13 protein-coding genes and 2 pseudogenes are annotated in these 15,179 nt (G+C 70.9%); 6 read left to right on the top strand and 9 right to left on the bottom strand.

The window, feature by feature from the left end:
- Window positions 1-21 precede the first annotated feature (21 nt).
- Window positions 22-942 carry an alpha/beta fold hydrolase gene (locus tag ACFJGV_RS16445; RefSeq protein ID WP_378145089.1) on the bottom strand — a complete coding sequence of 307 codons (921 nt, stop codon included), beginning with the start codon at window positions 940-942 and terminating at the stop codon, window positions 22-24.
- A 51-nt stretch (window positions 943-993) separates the two neighbouring features.
- Here ACFJGV_RS16445 and ACFJGV_RS16440 point away from each other — a divergent pair, with 51 nt between their 5' ends.
- Window positions 994-1,677, top strand: coding sequence for a potassium channel family protein (locus tag ACFJGV_RS16440; protein WP_378145087.1), 684 nt, complete (start codon window positions 994-996; stop codon window positions 1,675-1,677).
- A 166-nt stretch (window positions 1,678-1,843) separates the two neighbouring features.
- A complete protein-coding gene (locus ACFJGV_RS16435) occupies window positions 1,844-2,782 on the top strand; it encodes a phosphodiesterase (RefSeq protein ID WP_378148755.1) in 939 nt (312 codons plus the stop codon).
- On the opposite strand, the gene ACFJGV_RS16430 is transcribed toward ACFJGV_RS16435, so the two are convergent.
- On the bottom strand, window positions 2,718-4,388 hold the full coding sequence (locus ACFJGV_RS16430) for a stealth conserved region 3 domain-containing protein (RefSeq protein ID WP_378145085.1): 1,671 nt from the start codon (window positions 4,386-4,388) through the stop codon (window positions 2,718-2,720). The two genes, ACFJGV_RS16435 and ACFJGV_RS16430, sit on opposite strands and share 65 nt — an antisense overlap.
- Window positions 4,389-4,530: 142 nt before the next feature.
- Between ACFJGV_RS16430 and ACFJGV_RS16425 the strand changes: the two genes are divergently transcribed.
- Window positions 4,531-5,319, top strand: a complete 789-nt coding sequence (locus ACFJGV_RS16425; RefSeq protein ID WP_378145084.1) for a hypothetical protein — start codon at window positions 4,531-4,533, stop codon at window positions 5,317-5,319.
- A 98-nt stretch (window positions 5,320-5,417) separates the two neighbouring features.
- Window positions 5,418-6,751 (top strand): annotated as a pseudogene (gene radA / locus ACFJGV_RS16420) (DNA repair protein RadA).
- A gap of 404 nt (window positions 6,752-7,155) precedes the next feature.
- Here the strand turns inward: radA and ACFJGV_RS16415 are convergent.
- Window positions 7,156-8,727, bottom strand: coding sequence for a carboxylesterase/lipase family protein (locus ACFJGV_RS16415; RefSeq protein ID WP_378145082.1), 1,572 nt, complete (start codon window positions 8,725-8,727; stop codon window positions 7,156-7,158).
- A gap of 60 nt (window positions 8,728-8,787) precedes the next feature.
- Between ACFJGV_RS16415 and ACFJGV_RS16410 the strand changes: the two genes are divergently transcribed.
- Complete coding sequence (locus ACFJGV_RS16410) at window positions 8,788-8,928, top strand: hypothetical protein (protein ID WP_378145080.1); 141 nt, start codon at window positions 8,788-8,790, stop codon at window positions 8,926-8,928.
- Window positions 8,929-8,980: 52 nt separating this feature from the next.
- Here the strand turns inward: ACFJGV_RS16410 and ACFJGV_RS16405 are convergent, their stop codons facing one another.
- The 6 genes and pseudogenes from ACFJGV_RS16405 to ACFJGV_RS16380 all read right to left on the bottom strand — a co-directional run bounded on the left by ACFJGV_RS16405 (window position 8,981) and on the right by ACFJGV_RS16380 (window position 14,751).
- Complete coding sequence (locus tag ACFJGV_RS16405; protein ID WP_378145079.1) at window positions 8,981-9,688, bottom strand: hypothetical protein; 708 nt, start codon at window positions 9,686-9,688, stop codon at window positions 8,981-8,983.
- 123 nt (window positions 9,689-9,811) lie between these two features.
- Window positions 9,812-10,312, bottom strand: a complete 501-nt coding sequence (locus tag ACFJGV_RS16400; RefSeq protein WP_378145078.1) for an 8-oxo-dGTP diphosphatase — start codon at window positions 10,310-10,312, stop codon at window positions 9,812-9,814.
- Between the two features lie 191 nt (window positions 10,313-10,503).
- Window positions 10,504-10,906: pseudogene (locus ACFJGV_RS16395) on the bottom strand (DUF779 domain-containing protein).
- The gene (locus ACFJGV_RS16390; RefSeq protein WP_378145077.1) at window positions 10,906-12,480 is read right to left on the bottom strand and encodes an aldehyde dehydrogenase family protein; all 1,575 of its coding nucleotides are present in this window, start codon (window positions 12,478-12,480) and stop codon (window positions 10,906-10,908) included. The pseudogene ACFJGV_RS16395 and the gene ACFJGV_RS16390 overlap by 1 nt, the downstream one beginning before the upstream one ends.
- 132 nt (window positions 12,481-12,612) lie before the next feature.
- Window positions 12,613-13,356 carry an SGNH/GDSL hydrolase family protein gene (locus tag ACFJGV_RS16385; RefSeq protein WP_378145076.1) on the bottom strand — a complete coding sequence of 248 codons (744 nt, stop codon included), beginning with the start codon at window positions 13,354-13,356 and terminating at the stop codon, window positions 12,613-12,615.
- 45 nt (window positions 13,357-13,401) lie between these two features.
- Entirely contained in the window at window positions 13,402-14,751 is a 1,350-nt protein-coding gene (locus tag ACFJGV_RS16380) for a GAF domain-containing protein (RefSeq protein ID WP_378145074.1), read from the bottom strand.
- Window positions 14,752-14,937: 186 nt separating this feature from the next.
- Here ACFJGV_RS16380 and ACFJGV_RS16375 point away from each other — a divergent pair, with 186 nt between their 5' ends.
- Window positions 14,938-15,102 carry a hypothetical protein gene (locus ACFJGV_RS16375; RefSeq protein ID WP_378145073.1) on the top strand — a complete coding sequence of 55 codons (165 nt, stop codon included), beginning with the start codon at window positions 14,938-14,940 and terminating at the stop codon, window positions 15,100-15,102.
- The last annotated feature ends 77 nt before the right edge of the window (window positions 15,103-15,179 follow it).

Raw genomic sequence — 15,179 nt, 5'->3', positions numbered from 1 at the left:
CACCCTAGCGCGGGGTCGGACTCACACCGGAGGCGCAGCCGGATCCGCCTTGACGAACAGCGCGAGCATGTCGAGGGCCAGCTCGTACGGGGCGTCCTCGCAGGGGCTGTGGCCCGTGCGGTAGACGCTGATGCTGGCGCCGATCGACTCGGCGAAGCGGGCGTGCCGCTCGATCGGCCAGAGATCGTGCTCCCCGACGGCCACGGCCTTGGGGATGCTCAGAGCGCGCAGGCGGTCCTCGACGTCGGGTGCGTCCATCATGATCCGCATGATGTCGCGGTGCGCATCCCGCCTGGTGAAGCGGAAGCGATCGCGCACGAACGCCAGCCGGCCCGGCTTGACGTGCAGCACGTTGGCCTCGACGCCCCACCGCATCAGGGCCGCGGCCGCCCCGGGCGAGGCGAGACGGGCGAAGGGGCCGAGCCGCTTGACCCCGGCGAAGCTCTGCCCGGAATCGGGCGGGGTGCCGAGGAACGTCAGGCTCGCGACCAGATCGGGCCTCTCGACCGCGACCATCGCGGCCACGACGCCGGCGAACGAGTACCCCAGCAGGTGGGCGGGCGCGGAGCCGCCCTCGAGGAACACGATCATGTCGTCGACGAAGAGCCTCAGCGTGTAGTGCTCCTCGGCGGGGTCGAGGTTCCAGGGCCCGGCCCCCGCCGACTGGAAGTTGCCCGCCAGGTCGTAGCTCTGCACGAAGAAGCCCGACGCAGCGAGCTCGGGCATGAGGAAGTGGAAGTCCTCCTTCGACCCCGTGGCCCCAGCGACCAGCAGCACCCGCGGATGCGCGGGATCGCCGAGCGACCACGTCGCGAGACGACCGCTCGGAGCGACGACCATGGAGACGACCGTGCCCGCCGGCGGATCGGCCCAGTCGACGTCGGGCAGGCTCTCATCGCGCGCCACCGCGACGCGTCTGGCCTCTGCCCCCGAGTCTGACACGCGACCAACCTACCGTCTGCCTCCGCCGACCCGTGGGATCGTGGTGCCGACATGACGGAGCGCAGTCCAGACGATCAGCACGCGCCCCATCCTCCGCACGAGAGCGGCTGGGTGCGCGCCACCCGCAGCCTGCTCCTCGCGCTCTCGCTCGCCTTCATCGTCGCCTACAGCGTGCAGGTGCTCGATCCGACCCTCTCCGACGCGGAGCGGACGGCGCTCGGGGTCTTCATCGCCGCGACGTGGGCGATCTTCGTCGTCGAGTACCTCGTGCGCTTCCTGATCGCCCCGCACAAGGCGAGGTTCGTCCGCGAGACACCGATCGAGCTGCTCGCCGTCGTCATCCCCGTCTTCCGGCCGCTGCTCCTCCTGGCCTACCTCCATCGGATCCCCGCCCTGCGAGGCAGGTCGGGATCAGCCGTCCGGGGGCGGGTCGTGAGCTATGCCGCACTCTTCGCGGTGCTCTTCGTGTACTCGATCTCGCTCGGCGTGCTCGCCGCCGAGCGGGGCGCACCCGGGTCGAACATCGAGACGTTCGGCGACTCCCTGTGGTGGGCCTGCGTCACCATCGCCACCGTCGGATACGGCGACTACTACCCGGTCACCGCCCTGGGCCGCATCCTGGCCGTGATGCTGATGGCCGGAGGCATCGTGATCGTCGGCGTCGCCACCGCGACCATCGTGTCGGTGCTCGGTGAGCGCATCCGTCAGGCACCCCGCGGGCGCTCCCGCGACTGACCCCCGCAAGCGGGGTCGACGGGAGGGCCGCGCATCGGGCAGCATCGTCCGTTGGCCCGACTCGCGGACGTCTGTCGCCTGCCGTTCACCTTTTCGTGATTGGGTCGAGTGAAGCAGTACGCACCACCGACACGACGAACCGACCCGAAACGGGACATCAGTGACCATGCGCACGGCCGAGTACCCGAGGCCGAACCACTTCCTGCTCCACATCAGCGACACGCACCTGCTCGCCCGACGCGGCAAGCTGTACGACCGTGTCGACAGCACCGGCTACCTCGAGCAGCTGTTCGACGAGCTCGAGGCCTCGGGCGGCCGACCGGAGGCGATCGTCTTCACGGGCGACCTCGCCGATCGCGGCGAGCCCGACGCCTACGACCGTCTGCGGGCCATCGTCGAGCCGGCCGCCCGCCGCCTCGGCGCCGAGGTCATCTGGGTGATGGGCAACCACGACGAGCGCCGCGCCTTCCGCGCGGGTCTCTTCGGAGAGGTCCCCACCGACAAGCCGGTCGACCGCGTCTACGACGTCCACGGTCTCCGTGTGATCACCCTCGACTCCACCGTGCCCGGCCACCACCACGGCGAGGTGTCGGGCGAGCAGCTCGACTGGCTCGCCGAGGAACTGGCCATCCCGGCACCGCACGGCACCATCCTGGCGATGCACCATCCGCCCGTGCCCAGCGTGCTCGACCTCGCCGTCTCGGTCGAGCTGCGCGACCAGCGAGGACTCGCCGAGGTGGTCGAGGGCAGCGACGTCCGCTCCATCATCGCCGGGCACCTGCACTACTCGACGACGGCCACATTCGCGGGCATCCCCGTGTCGGTGGCCTCGGCCACCTGCTACACGCAGGACCTCAACGTCGAGAGCGGCGGCACGAAGGGCCGCGACGGCGCCCAGGGGTTCAACCTGGTGCATGTCTACGAGCACACCGTGCTGCACTCCGTGGTGCCGCTCGGGCAGTTCCCCGCGCTCGACCACATCACGGCGGAGGAGTCGGCGCGTCGACTCGCGGCCCAGGGCATCCGGATCGCCGAGGCGGTCAGCCCACGGGTCGAGCCAGAGCCTCCGATGACGATGCCGATCCTGCTTCCGACCCGCCGCTGACCTCGACGTGCGACTCCTTCTCCCACGGGGCGGGGAAGGGGTAGTAGCGCTCGAGGAAGTCGATGACCGCCGTCGTGCGCTCCTCGACGCCGATCTCGGGCTTCGAGCCGTCGTTCAGGCAGAACATGTCGATGTCGCGACGCTTGAGCAGACGGCGCATGGCCTTCAGCGCCGAGCGCAGGGTGGTCTCGATGTAGAGCACCCTCGCCTGCGTCTGCACCACCGCGCGGCCCGTCATGAGCGCGTAGTAGTGGTAGAAGGAGTTGGTGACCGAGATGTCGGTCGCGGAGCGGAACGGACTGGCGGTGGTGCGGGCGAACGCCTCGGCGAACTCGTCCTCCAGCTCGAACATCACGCTCTTCCGCAGCGGCGCGGCGCTGTGCTCGAGGTGCCGCGTGGTGATCCGGCCGAAGCGCTCCTGGAGCAGCGTGCGGTTCACCCGCGCCGCGTTCTCGAAGCCGCTGCGGGACGGGTCGTTGCCGCCGAGGCCCACCCGGGTGCTGGCCTCGACGAACTTCGTGACGCCTCCGGGCGAGAAGAACACGTCGGGGCTCAGCGGGCGACCGAAGAACATGTCGTCGTTGCTGTAGAGGAAGTGCTCGGCCAGGCCCGGGATGCGGTGCAGCTGCGCCTCGACGGCGTGCGAGTTGTGCGTGGGCAGGTCGTCGGGGTTGCGGAAGAACTCCTCGCTGCGCACGATCGTGACCCGCGGGTCGTCGGCGAGCCAGGCGGGTGCCGGCGAGTCGGTCGCGATGAAGATGCGACGCACCCAGGGGGCGTACATCCACACGCTCCGCAGCGCGTACTTCAGCTCGTCGATCTGGCGGTAGCGCGCCTCGGAGTCGTCGCCGTCGCCCACGACGTAGTTCGCCATGCGCTTCGCGCGGGCCCGCTGGAACTCGATGTCGGTGCCGTCGACCCAGGAGAAGACCATGTCGACGTCGAAGTCGACATCCGACGCCAGCGGCTGGAACATGCCGTCGATCGTGCGCCAGGTGCGGCCGTAGAGCTCGACGGTCGACTCGACGATCTCGTCGCGGGGAATGGTGGTGCGCGTGAGCGAGTTCTCGACCGGCGTGAAGATCGTGTTGTTCGATACGCGCCAGAATTCGAGCTGCACCGCGCCCCCGGCACCATAGCGGAGGTGGCCCGTGCGATCGAGGCGCGGGCGGTAGAGCCGGAGGACGCGGGCCTTGCCCGCGAACGCGTCGCCGTCGGCGACCAGACGCGCGTGCTCGCCCGGCGCCTTCGCGTAGAAGGGCTCGTCGGCGAACGCCGCGGTCAGCGCGCGCCGCGTCGCCTTCCGCGACTTCGCCTGCACCGCGAGGACGGGTCGTTCGTCGTTGCCTCGGATGAGGAGGTAGGGGATGCTCGCCGAGTCGAGCGCATCGGCCACCGCCAGCAGGTCGGCGACCATCGACTCGCGGGGCGTCGTGCGCGCCACATCGAGTGTCAGCTCTCCCTTGGAGAGGAGCAGGTCGGACCTCGTCACCACCGGAGGCGCGGTCTGCGCCAGGGACTCGAGAAGAGGGGGGTTCACGCCGCGGACGTCGTCGGACACGGTCGCCTCCAATCGGTCGTTCGTTCTTGGTTCTCCTGCCGCCATCGCCAGACGTTCCATTCTACGCCGCCCCGTGTGTCGACCGGATGTCGGGGAACACCGCCCGGGCCCTGAGGCGCTTGTATTCAAGGTGTTAGCCTGACCTCAGCACAGAGCGCTCCCCAGCTGAAAGGGCATCGTCCCCACGATGAGCTACATCACCTCGAAGGCCCTCGACGAGACGGGCTACGTCGTCCTCGACGACCACGACCAGGCCGCCGATCCGCAGGAGTGGCTCGACCTGGAGTACGTCGACTGGAAGTCCTCCGGAGACACCCGCTTCGCCCCGCTCACGAGCGCGTTCGGCGAGATGGAGTGCGACGGGTTCTGGAACCACACGCCCCCGCGCACCGACAAGGACGGCGTCTGGGTCGAGGCCAACGCCGCGAAGGCACCCGTGCTGCGCGCCCGCGCCGAGGAGCCCGGAACGAACATCGGCCGCTGCCGCGTGATCGAGCTCAAGGCCGACACCTATCCCACCGCGCTCTACAACCTGCACCAGGACGACAACAACCGCCTCAACCCCGACGGCACCGGCTGGATCGTCCGCGCGTTCTTCAACCTCTCCGACGACCCGGACTCGTACCTGATCCTCCGCGAGGACCGCTTCGACCCCGAGACCGAGGTGCGGATCTCGCTCCCCGCGGGGCGCCAGGTCATCGTCGACACCCAGCGCTTCTGGCACGCCGTCTGGCACCAGGGCTCCACGCCCCGCTACTGCCTCATCGCGTCGTGGGAGTCGGGCCCCGCGCTCGACGCCTACATCGAGAAGTACCACGGCGACCCGCGCTTCCCCTCGGCCCCGCTCGATCCCGCCTTCGTCGAGGAGTCGCAGGCCGACGTCCGTCACCGCCTCGCCGAGCGCGCCGCCGCGGTCGCCGCCCAGGGCAAGGCTGCACGAGCGGCCTCGCAGGAGTCCGCTCAGTCGGAGAACTGACCCCGTCCACTCCCGCACTTCCCTGCTTCCCGGCCCCGCTGTCCCCACGACGGCGGGGCCGGATCACGATGTCGGCGGACGCCCCTAGGGTGTGAGGCATGGCGACCAGAGCATCCGCACGCACCACGAGCGCCTTCCGCTGCACCGAGTGCGGATGGCAGGCGGCCAAGTGGGTGGGCCGCTGCGCCGAGTGCCAGAGCTGGGGCACCGTGGTCGCGGTGTCCGAGCAGGAGGGCATCCTGCGCACGGTCAAGCCCGTCGTCGTCGACGAGGCGCGCATCGCCCGTCCCATCACCGAGATCGACTCCGACTCCGCGTCGCACTGGGCCACCGGCATCGGCGAGTTCGACCGCGTGCTCGGTGGCGGGCTCGTGCCCGGTGCCGCCATCCTGCTCTCCGGCGAGCCGGGGGTGGGCAAGTCCACGCTGCTCCTCGAGGTCGCGGCCAAGGCCGCGTCCGAGCACCTGCGGGTGCTCTACGTGTCGGCCGAGGAGTCTGCGTCCCAGGTCAAGCTGCGGGCCGAGCGCACGCACTCCCTCTCCCCCACGCTCATGCTCGCGGCCGAGACCGACCTCGGCACCGTGCTGGGCAGATCGACGCGGTGCAGCCGCATCTGCTCATCGTCGACTCCGTGCAGACGGTGTCGTCCTCGTCGCTCGACAGCGCGGCGGGCAGCCCCACCCAGGTGCGCGAGGTCGCGTCGTCGCTCATCCGCATCGCCAAGCAGCGGTCGCTGCCCGTGCTGCTCGTGGGTCACGTCACGAAAGACGGCTCGATCGCGGGCCCACGGCTGCTCGAGCACCTGGTCGACGTGGTCTGCCAGTTCGAGGGTGACCGCCAGACGTCGCTGCGCTTCGTCCGTGCGCTCAAGAACCGGTTCGGGCCCACCGACGAGGTCGGCTGCTTCGAGATGACGGGCGACGGCATCCGCGAGGTGCCCGACCCGTCGGGCCTCTTCCTCTCGCGGGGGTCCGATGCGGTGAGCGGCACGTGCGTCACGGTCGCGCTCGAGGGGCGCCGCGCGCTGCCCGTCGAGGTGCAGGCGCTCGTGGTCGCGACGCCGTCGCCCAACCCCCGGCGGGTGACGAACGGCGTCGACTCCTCGCGCGTGGCCATGATCCTCGCCGTGCTGGAGCGGCGCGCGCGGCTGACGCTGAGCGACAAGGACGTCTACGTCTCCACGGTCGGTGGGGTGAAGCTCGTCGAGCCCGCCGCCGACCTCGCCATCGCGCTGGCGCTGGCCTCCGCGGCGCAAGACCGCCCGCTCGCGCACGCGCTCGCCGCGTACGGCGAGATCAGCCTCGCGGGCGAGGTGCGCCCTGTCGCCTCCGCGCGCATCCGCGCCGCCGAGGCCCGCCGCCTGGGCTTCACCACCCTCGTCGATGACGAGGCGCGCCACCTCGGCCGCGCCCTCGGTCGCGCCTTCTCGTAGCCCCGCCCCCCGTCCGCGCCCGCGGCGCCCGCCGCGCCCGCCCTCCCGTCGATTGGCGAGAATCGGCCCTTCGCTGAGCCGCGGAGCGCCGTGTTCTCGCCGTTCGACGACGGGTGCGGTCTCGAGTCACGCCGAACGGCGAGAAGCGGCCCCTCGCCGGGCCGCGGAAGGGCGTGTTCTCGCCGTTCGAGCAAGGACGGCCCGAACTACCTTCCAACAGCGACAAACTGCCCTTCGCGGGGCTCCCGAAGGGCGTGTTCTCGCCGTTCGAGGAAGGATGGCCCGCGGCCTATCGCCCAACGGCGAGCAGCGGCCCCGCCCGGAGCCGCGAGAGGGCGCCTTCCCGCCGCTCGACACAGTGGTGGCACTGCGCCGCACGCGCGCAGCAGCAGCGCCGCGCGGGATCAGACGTGGGGGACGAAGAGGCGCCAGGCGTGGCGGCGGGTGGCACGGGGGTCGGCCTCGATGCGGTCCTCCACGTCGATGATGAGGGTGCGGCGCGCCTCGGTCTCGTAGCGGGGCCAGTCGGCCTCGTCGAAGAGCTCGCCGTGGGCGAAGGTCAGCCAGCGTGACCGCATCCGCCTGCTCGTGGTGTGGAAGGCGCGGCGTCCGCCGAGCGCGGTCATGAGCCGGCCGAACGGGCGGTCGATGCGGTCGAAGACGGCGAACAGGTCGAGCCCGTGGGTCGCGTCGAAGCCCATCCAGCGCACCAGGCGGGGCGCGAGGTCGAAGCGGTAGAAGTACGTCGGCTGGAACTGCGAGTGCCGCTCCGCCACCTTCACGCTCGGGAACCAGAACGCGTAGTCGCCGCCGAAGTCGGCCGCGGGGCGCCGCGCGGGGAGCCCCGGGTACTCGGCCTTGATCGCCTTGCGTGCCTTCTTCTTCGTATTGGCGAAGATGGCGCGGATGCGGGATGGTGTCGTCGCGAGGATGTCGAGCCGCCCCGTGAACAGCGCCCCCTCCCGATCCATCGTGCCGATGATGAGCGGCACGGGCGCCGCCCGCCCCTCCTTGAACGCGTCGAGCGGACGCTCCGGCAGCAGCTCCCCGTCGATGACCGGCGACAGCGCGATCGTGCCGGGGTGCGCATCCGGGGTCTGCAGCGTCAGGGTCACGGTGGCCTCGGCGAGCTCTTCGGCCGAGGCCGCCGTCAGCACGGCGCCGCCGGAGTCGTCGGAGGTCGCCTCGACCTCCCGGCCGCCACCGAGATCGCTGAGGATCGCGACGAACTCCTGCGCCCACACGGCCGTGACGTCGGGCGGGTAGATCGCGTTGGCCGGCGATGACTGGGCGATCGCGCGGGCGAACAGCCCGTGCGCCGCGGGGACGGCCATGAGCGTGGTGACCGCGTTGCCGCCCGCCGACTCCCCGAACACGGTGACACGCGAGGGATCACCGCCGAAGGCCCGGACGTTGTCACGCACCCACTCGAGCGCCGCCACCTGGTCGCGGAGGCCCAGGTTCGACTCGATCGGACGCTCGTGCGTGGAGTAGCGCGTGAGGTCGAGGTAGCCGAACGCGCCGAGCCGGTAGTTGAAGCTCACGTAGACGACACCGCCCTCGCGGACGAGCGCCTCCCCGTTGCGCCGATGCTCCGCCGACGACCCCACCATGTAGGCGCCGCCGTGGATGAAGACCATCACCGGCAGCCCGGTCTCCTCGGTGTCGGGGCGGATCACGTTGACCGTGAGACAGTCCTCCGACATGTCCGCGTCTCGGGCGGCTCCCACGAACGCCCCGTTGCGCGACTGGATGGGGATGGCGCCGAACTCCGACGCGTCGCGGACGTGGTGCCACGGCTCCACCGGCGCCGGCGCGCGGAACCGTCGCTCCCCCACCGGCGGTGCGGCATAGGGGATGCCGCGCCACATCCGCAGCCCGCGCCGCAACACGCCGCGGACCACTCCCCCGGTGACCTCGACGTCGTGACGGGCCGTCGCGTGCGGCGAGGTCGCGCGATCCGACGAGAGGGTCATCGCCGCATGCTAGCCCCGCCGGGTGAACATCGACCGACGCGCGCCTCGTAGGCTTGACGCGTGACCCCCGGCGACCAGACCCCGTGGTGGCGGACCGGCCGAGGCCTCCTCGGCCTGGCCCTCGCCGCCGTCATCGTCGTCGCCTTCGTCGGGCTCACCCTCTGGCTGGCCACGACGGCTGCCCAGCACCTCGGCTCCTGACGGACCCGCGCAGCATCCGCGCGACGTACCTCGCGGCTGCTCGGTCGGATGCTCAGTAGAGCAGGATCTGCGTGTCGGTCTTCGAGGGGATGCCCGCCACGTCGACGTGCACGTGGTAGCTCGCGCCTCCGGCGGGGACGGCCTCGCGGGCGATGCCGCACGTCTCCGGGGTGGAGCGGGTGCGATCCCAGGCGAAGGGCGCGCTCGTGACGGTCTGACCGGGCTCGAGCAGCGCCATGGTGTCGCTCGGCCCGACCTGGCAGTCGGTCGACGTCCAGTACGTGTCGGATCCGCTCGTGATCGTGTACTTCTGCTGCGACGTGCCGGCGTTGATGGTGCACGAGACCGAACCGGTGTTCGTCATCGAGAACGACAGCTGCGGCTGGGCGCCGTCGGAGTAGGAGGAGGAGTCGGTGATGGGCGTGATCGTCAGCATCGAGGGATCGCAGGCGACGGGCGAGGACGCCTCGACCACCGCCGGCGAGGGAGACGCGGACGGCGACGCATCTGCGTCGGTCGGCGCTGCGGTCGCATGGTCGGCGGCGGCCGCCGCCTCGGCGGCGGACTGGTCCTCCGCCGCCGCACTCGGGGCGGGCGTCGGGGTGCCGGCGGCCGCGGGCGGGCCGTCGCCCGATCCGGGGCGGACGATCACCAGCACCACGATCGCGATCAGCGCGATCAGGACGGCCAGCACGGTGAGTCGACGCCGGAGATAGACCTTCTTCGGCAACGGGCCCACCGGATTGCGGAGCGTCGACATGCGCCCAGAGTAGATGAGCCCTTCGGCGTGGTCCCGGCACGGCGCATCCGCCACGCCGCGCGGTGCGGCGGATTCATAGAAACCGCGGATGCGCGGGGCGCGAAGGCCCTGACGAGACTCGAATCAGAGCAGAGCGGCGTCGTGGATCTCGTAGCCCGACACCGTCGTGCAGTCCTCGCCGAAGACGAAGTCGGCGAAGATCCGCTCCCCCGCCAGCACCCCGGGCAGCCAGCGCCGCGCGTCGTCCCACATCCCGTCGAGGGGCAGGCGATCGACCGGGTACCAGCCGGGGACGAGCTCGTCGGACTCCTGCGGCTCGCCCGACCAGCGGGTGACGACGAAGACCGTCGAGTCCTGGCTCCAGTTCTCGCGGTAGGGGAACGCGAATCGCACGAGACCTCGCTCCGACACGTCGTCGGGCGCCACGACGAGCCCGGACTCCTCGTGGATCTCGCGCACGATCGCGTCGACCGCGGTCTCACCCGCCTCGATCTTGCCGCCGAGGCCGACGATGTTGCCCGAGCCGAGCCCGGTCTTCTTCTTCCCCAGCAGCACCTCGGGACCCTCGGCGCCCTCGCGCAGGAGGAAGGCGACGCAGACCTGGTACGGAGACACTCGAGACACGCGGCGAGCCTACGCCCGCCGCGTGTCTCCCGTGTTTCGCGCCCCTGAGCGTGCCCGCGCCCTCCTTGCGGGTCGGGTTTGTCCAGGTTTCCGTTGCGAATCCCGCGATTCGCAGCGGAAACCTGGACAAACCCTGCATCCACGAGGGGCGGAGGGCACGCGGCCCGACGGGCACGCGAGCTCAGGCGGGCTCAGGGAGTGGCGGGGGCGAGGTCGAAGGCGGCGAGCTCGTCGTCGGTGAGCATCCGGGAGCGGATGAGGAACCGCTTCCCCTCGGGCGCCTCGACGGAGAAGCCGCTGCCCCGCCCGTCGACGAGGTCGATCGTCAGGTGCGTGTACTTCCAGTACTCGAACTGCGAGCGCGACATATACACCTCGATCGGGTACACACCCTCGACCTGGAGTGTGCCCAGGAGCACGTCGGACGAGCCGATCCGGAACATCCCGACCGGGTAGCACATCGGGGAGGAGCCGTCGCAGCAGCCGCCCGACTGGTGGAACATCAGCTGCCCGTGGGTGCGCCGACAGCTGCCGCAGCATGTCCGCTGCGGCAGCCGTCACGTCGACCCGCGAGTGCGTGGTCGACTCGGGCATCAGAAGAACCCCATCGGCCCTTCGGCGTAGGAGACGAGGAGGTTCTTCGTCTGCTGGTAGTGGTCGAGCATCATCTTGTGGTTCTCGCGGCCGATGCCCGACTGCTTGTATCCGCCGAACGCCGCGTGTGCGGGGTACTGGTGATACGTGTTCGACCAGACACGGCCCGCCTCGATGGCCCGTCCCGCCCGGTACAGGGTGTTCACATCGCGGCTCCACACCCCGGCGCCGAGGCCGTAGAGGGTGTCGTTGGCGATCGAGATCGCGTCGTCGAAGTCGTCGAACGAGGTGAGCGAGAGCACCGGCCCGAAGATCTCCTCCTGGAAGATCCGCATCGAGTTCTGGCCCTCGAACACCGTCGGGTTGACGTAGAAGCCGCCCGACAGCTCGCCGCCGAGGTCGGCGCGGTCACCGCCGACGAGGATCTTCGCGCCCTCCTGCTTCCCGATGTCCATGTAGCTGAGGATCTTCTCGAGCTGGTCGTTCGACGCCTGCGCCCCGATCATCGTGGACGTGTCGAGCGGGTTGCCCTGCTTGACCTTCTTCACGCGCTCCAGCGCATCCGCCACGAAGCCGTCGTAGATCGACCGCTGCACCAGCGCGCGACTGGGGCAGGTGCAGACCTCGCCCTGGTTGAGGGCGAAGAAGCTGAAGCCCTCGAGCGCCTTGTCGTAGAACGAGTCCTTCTGCTCGGCGACGTCGGCGAAGAACACGTTCGGGCTCTTGCCGCCGAGCTCGAGCGTGACGGGGATGAGGTTCTCCGACGCGTACTGCATGATGAGGCGCCCGGTCGTGGTCTCTCCGGTGAAGGCGATCTTGCGGATGCGCGGATGCGACGCCAGCGGAGCGCCCGCCTCGATGCCGAACCCGTTGACGATGTTGAGCACTCCCGCCGGGAGGAGGTCCTTCACCAGGTCGAGCCAGACGTGGATCGACGCCGGCGTCTGCTCGGCCGGCTTCAGCACCACGCAGTTGCCCGCCGCGAGCGCCGGAGCGAGCTTCCACGTCGCCATGAGCAGCGGGAAGTTCCAGGGGATGATCTGCCCCACCACACCCAGCGGCTCGTGGAAGTGGTACGCGATGGTGTCGTGGTCGAGCTCGGAGATGCCGCCCTCCTGGGCGCGCAGGGCGCCGGCGAAGTAGCGGAAGTGGTCGATGGCGAGGGGGATGTCGGCGGCGAGCGTCTCGCGGACGGGCTTGCCGTTCTCCCACGTCTCGGCGACGGCGAGGAGCTCGAGGTTCTGCTCCATCACGTCGGCGATCTTCAGCAGGATGTTGCTGCGCTCGGTGGGCGAGGTCCTCTTCCATGACTCGAACGCCTTCCACCCCGCGTCGACCGCGCGGTCGACGTCCTCGGCGGTGCCGCGGGCGACCTCGGTGAACACCTGGCCCGTGACGGGAGTGACGTTCTGGAAGTACTGGCCCTTCGCCGGCGGCACGTACTCCCCGCCGATGAAGTTGTCGTACCGCGGGCGGTACGAGACGACGGAGCCCTCGGCCCCGGGGTTGGCGTAGACGGTGGAGCCCGGGGTCGCCGGGGCCTCCTCCGTCTCGGGCCGATCGATGATGGTCATGTCGTGATCCCTTCGACGACGTTGTCCAGGACATCCGGGGCCGGCCTGGCCCTCGGATGCGCTCGACGGTACGCCGCGCAACGTTGCACACCGTTGCGCGGAGGGAGTCGCGCGCGGGAGTCGCGCGCGGGGTCAGTGCGCGCTGTGGTCGAGGAAGGGGCGCAGATCCTCCTCGATGGCCCGCGCCATCACCTTCAGCCCCTTCGCCGTGGGATGCACGTCGTCGTCCTGCATCAGCTCGGGATGGCCCAGCAGCGGCTCCCCGATGTCGATCCACTGGGCGCCCTCGTCGAGCGCCGCGCGCTCGACCGCGCCGTTGAGCGGTGCGAGCCCCTCGTCGGGGTCGTCGCTGCCCCAGATCGCGCTGAGGCCGACCAGGAGCGTGTCGGGGAAGGCGGCGCGGAGGGAGGCGAACGCGGAGTGGGCGGCACCCTCGATCTCGTCCGGATCCTCGCCGAGGTCGTTGCTGCTGGCCGAGACGACGATGATCGAGGGTGGATCGGGCAGCAGCTCGGCCTCGGCCACCTGGTCGGCGAACACCCCGCCGTCGTCGCCGACGGAGAGGAAGCCCGCGCCGTCCTCGGCGAGGTTGGTGAGCTGCCACTTCTCGTGGTCGGCCAGGAGCACCGGCCAGGCCTGCTCGGGATCCAACCCGTTGCCCGTCATGATCGAGTCGCCGATGGTGACGAGCGAGACGGGGTGGTCGGTCGCGATCGTCTGAGCCGGGGCGGAACCCGTGTCGGCGGTGTCGGGCCGGTCGCGCACATCCGTGTCGGGCCTCACCGAGGCGGAGGCGGCGCATCCTGTCAGCGCGAGCGCGGCGCACACGACGAGGGCGGCGACGCTCGCGCGCGCTCCACCCCGTCCCGACGCCATGAGTGGAGTCTCGCACCGCCGGCCTTGCGCCGGCTGGGTGCGGGCTCAGCGCTCGCTGCGTTCCAGCTGCTCCAGGCGGGCGACGAGCGCGGCCCGACGCGGAGATCGAGGGGGCAGAACCCGCAGCAGCTCGCGCAGCACGTCGACGTCGTCGGCGCCCTCACGCGTGGCAGCGTAGGCGAGCAGCACGTCGGGCGAGGCGGCGGCGAGGAGCGCCTCGCGCATCCGCACCCCCACATCGGCCCTGATCTCGAGGATGCCGGGGGCGTCGGATCCGGGGAGCGGCCCGCCGCCGTACCCCGCGAGCGCCACGCGGTGCGCGCCGCGGTCGAGGAGCGAGACCACCCGGTGCAGGTCGAGCTCGACGACCCCTCCGAGTCGGTAGGGCCGCGACGCCAGCTCGATGCCGGCGGGCTCGAGGGCCCTGCGCAGACGGACGATCTCGGCTCGTAGGGTGACGGACGACCCGTTCTCGCCGTAGACGAGGTCGGTGAGGAGGTCGGCGGCGAGTCCCTCGCGGTGCCACGCGAGGAGGGTGACGATCTCGGCGTGCCGGGCGCTCAGCTCGAGCGAGCCTCCGTCGGGCAGCTCGAGATCTCCGGTGTCGCGGCCGAGTACGTGGAGCACTGCGCTCGTCCGGGTGGTGCGTGCGCGGCTGCGCGCTCCCGCTCGTGCTCGTGCTTGTGCCCGAGCGGCGACGCCCCTCGCCGCCGACGCCCCTCGGGACGCGGGTGAGCCCAGCGGGATCGACACCGGCGCGCTCGACGCATCGGCCGCCGCAGCCCGCTGCCGCAGACGCATCACGAGCAGCTCCGCCTCGGCGGCGGCCGCGGTGGCCTCCATCAGCGGAAGCGCGTGCGGATCGACCGCGCGCTCGTCGCCCGTGATGTCGATCACACCGAGGATGCGCCGGGTCTCCGGATCGTGGACCGGGACGGCGGTGCAGCTCCAGCCGTGGACCAGCCGGTTGAAGTGCTCGTCGTCGTGGATCTGGATGCCGTGGTCGAGGGCCAACGCGGTGCCCGGCGCGGACGTGCCGACGCGGTCCTCCGCCCAGCCCGCACCCGCGACGAAGCGCATCTCCTCCGCGCGGCGGCGCGCATCCGGATCGCCCTCGACCCAGAGAAGGCGCCCGTGCTCGTCGCCCACGGCCACCAACAGGCCCGAGCCCTCGGCGTCGTTCACGAGCAGACGGCGGATGACGGGGAGCACTGCCGCGAGCGGATGTCCGGTGCGGACGTCGACGATGCTGTCCTCCGCGACCTCGAGCGCGGGCAGCAGCCGCTCGGGATCGAGGTGCCTCTGGCGCGCTCTGTCCCACGACTCGACCACCACAGCCCGCGGACGAGCGACCGGACGGCGCTCGGGCAGCGCGAGCCACTGGCTGGAGTCCATCGCTTCTCCGATCCGCATCGATCGCCGGGCGAGGGCCGGTCGCGGCCCGCCACCAGTATCGCGCAGGACGGCGCGGTGAGGCTGAGATCCCTCAGGGGATCGTGCCGCCCTGTCACCGCCGCGTGCGGGGTCGGGTGTGCCGGAAGGCGGTAGTCGCTGTCGGCGGATCCGCGTATGGTCGGGCTCATGAGCACCTTCATCGACCCTCTCCAGCCCGAGTCGTTCGAGCACAACGACCAGCACCCCGAGATCGAGGAGGAGACCGACTCCTTCGACGAGGACCTCCAAGAGAAGCTCGGCGAGTTCGTCGCCGAGCCCGAACCCTCCGACAGCGAGGCCCCCGGCGCCTGAGATCGAGCACCAGAACGACGGTCTGACCGCTCCGCTCGAGCGCCTGCGCGCCGAGCGGGGCGAGGCCGCGTCGACGC

The sequence above is a fragment of the Cnuibacter sp. UC19_7 genome (genome assembly GCF_042699995.1).
Classification (GTDB): domain Bacteria; phylum Actinomycetota; class Actinomycetes; order Actinomycetales; family Microbacteriaceae; genus Cnuibacter.
Note: the sequence above shows the minus strand (reverse complement) of the source record. Positions and strands in the feature narration are given on the sequence as shown.

What these genes read in the sequence shown, in the direction of transcription:
- ACFJGV_RS16405 (WP_378145079.1), bottom strand. Translation starts at nt 9,688, where the DNA reads ATGTCGACGCTCCGCAATCCGGTGGGCCCGTTGCCGAAGAAGGTCTAT.
- ACFJGV_RS16375 (WP_378145073.1), top strand. Translation starts at nt 14,938, where the DNA reads ATGAGCACCTTCATCGACCCTCTCCAGCCCGAGTCGTTCGAGCACAAC.
- ACFJGV_RS16390 (WP_378145077.1), bottom strand. Translation starts at nt 12,480, where the DNA reads ATGACCATCATCGATCGGCCCGAGACGGAGGAGGCCCCGGCGACCCCG.
- ACFJGV_RS16435 (WP_378148755.1), top strand. Translation starts at nt 1,844, where the DNA reads ATGCGCACGGCCGAGTACCCGAGGCCGAACCACTTCCTGCTCCACATC.
- ACFJGV_RS16430 (WP_378145085.1), bottom strand. Translation starts at nt 4,388, where the DNA reads ATGGCGGCAGGAGAACCAAGAACGAACGACCGATTGGAGGCGACCGTG.
- ACFJGV_RS16425 (WP_378145084.1), top strand. Translation starts at nt 4,531, where the DNA reads ATGAGCTACATCACCTCGAAGGCCCTCGACGAGACGGGCTACGTCGTC.
- ACFJGV_RS16415 (WP_378145082.1), bottom strand. Translation starts at nt 8,727, where the DNA reads ATGACCCTCTCGTCGGATCGCGCGACCTCGCCGCACGCGACGGCCCGT.
- ACFJGV_RS16440 (WP_378145087.1), top strand. Translation starts at nt 994, where the DNA reads ATGACGGAGCGCAGTCCAGACGATCAGCACGCGCCCCATCCTCCGCAC.
- ACFJGV_RS16385 (WP_378145076.1), bottom strand. Translation starts at nt 13,356, where the DNA reads ATGGCGTCGGGACGGGGTGGAGCGCGCGCGAGCGTCGCCGCCCTCGTC.
- ACFJGV_RS16380 (WP_378145074.1), bottom strand. Translation starts at nt 14,751, where the DNA reads ATGGACTCCAGCCAGTGGCTCGCGCTGCCCGAGCGCCGTCCGGTCGCT.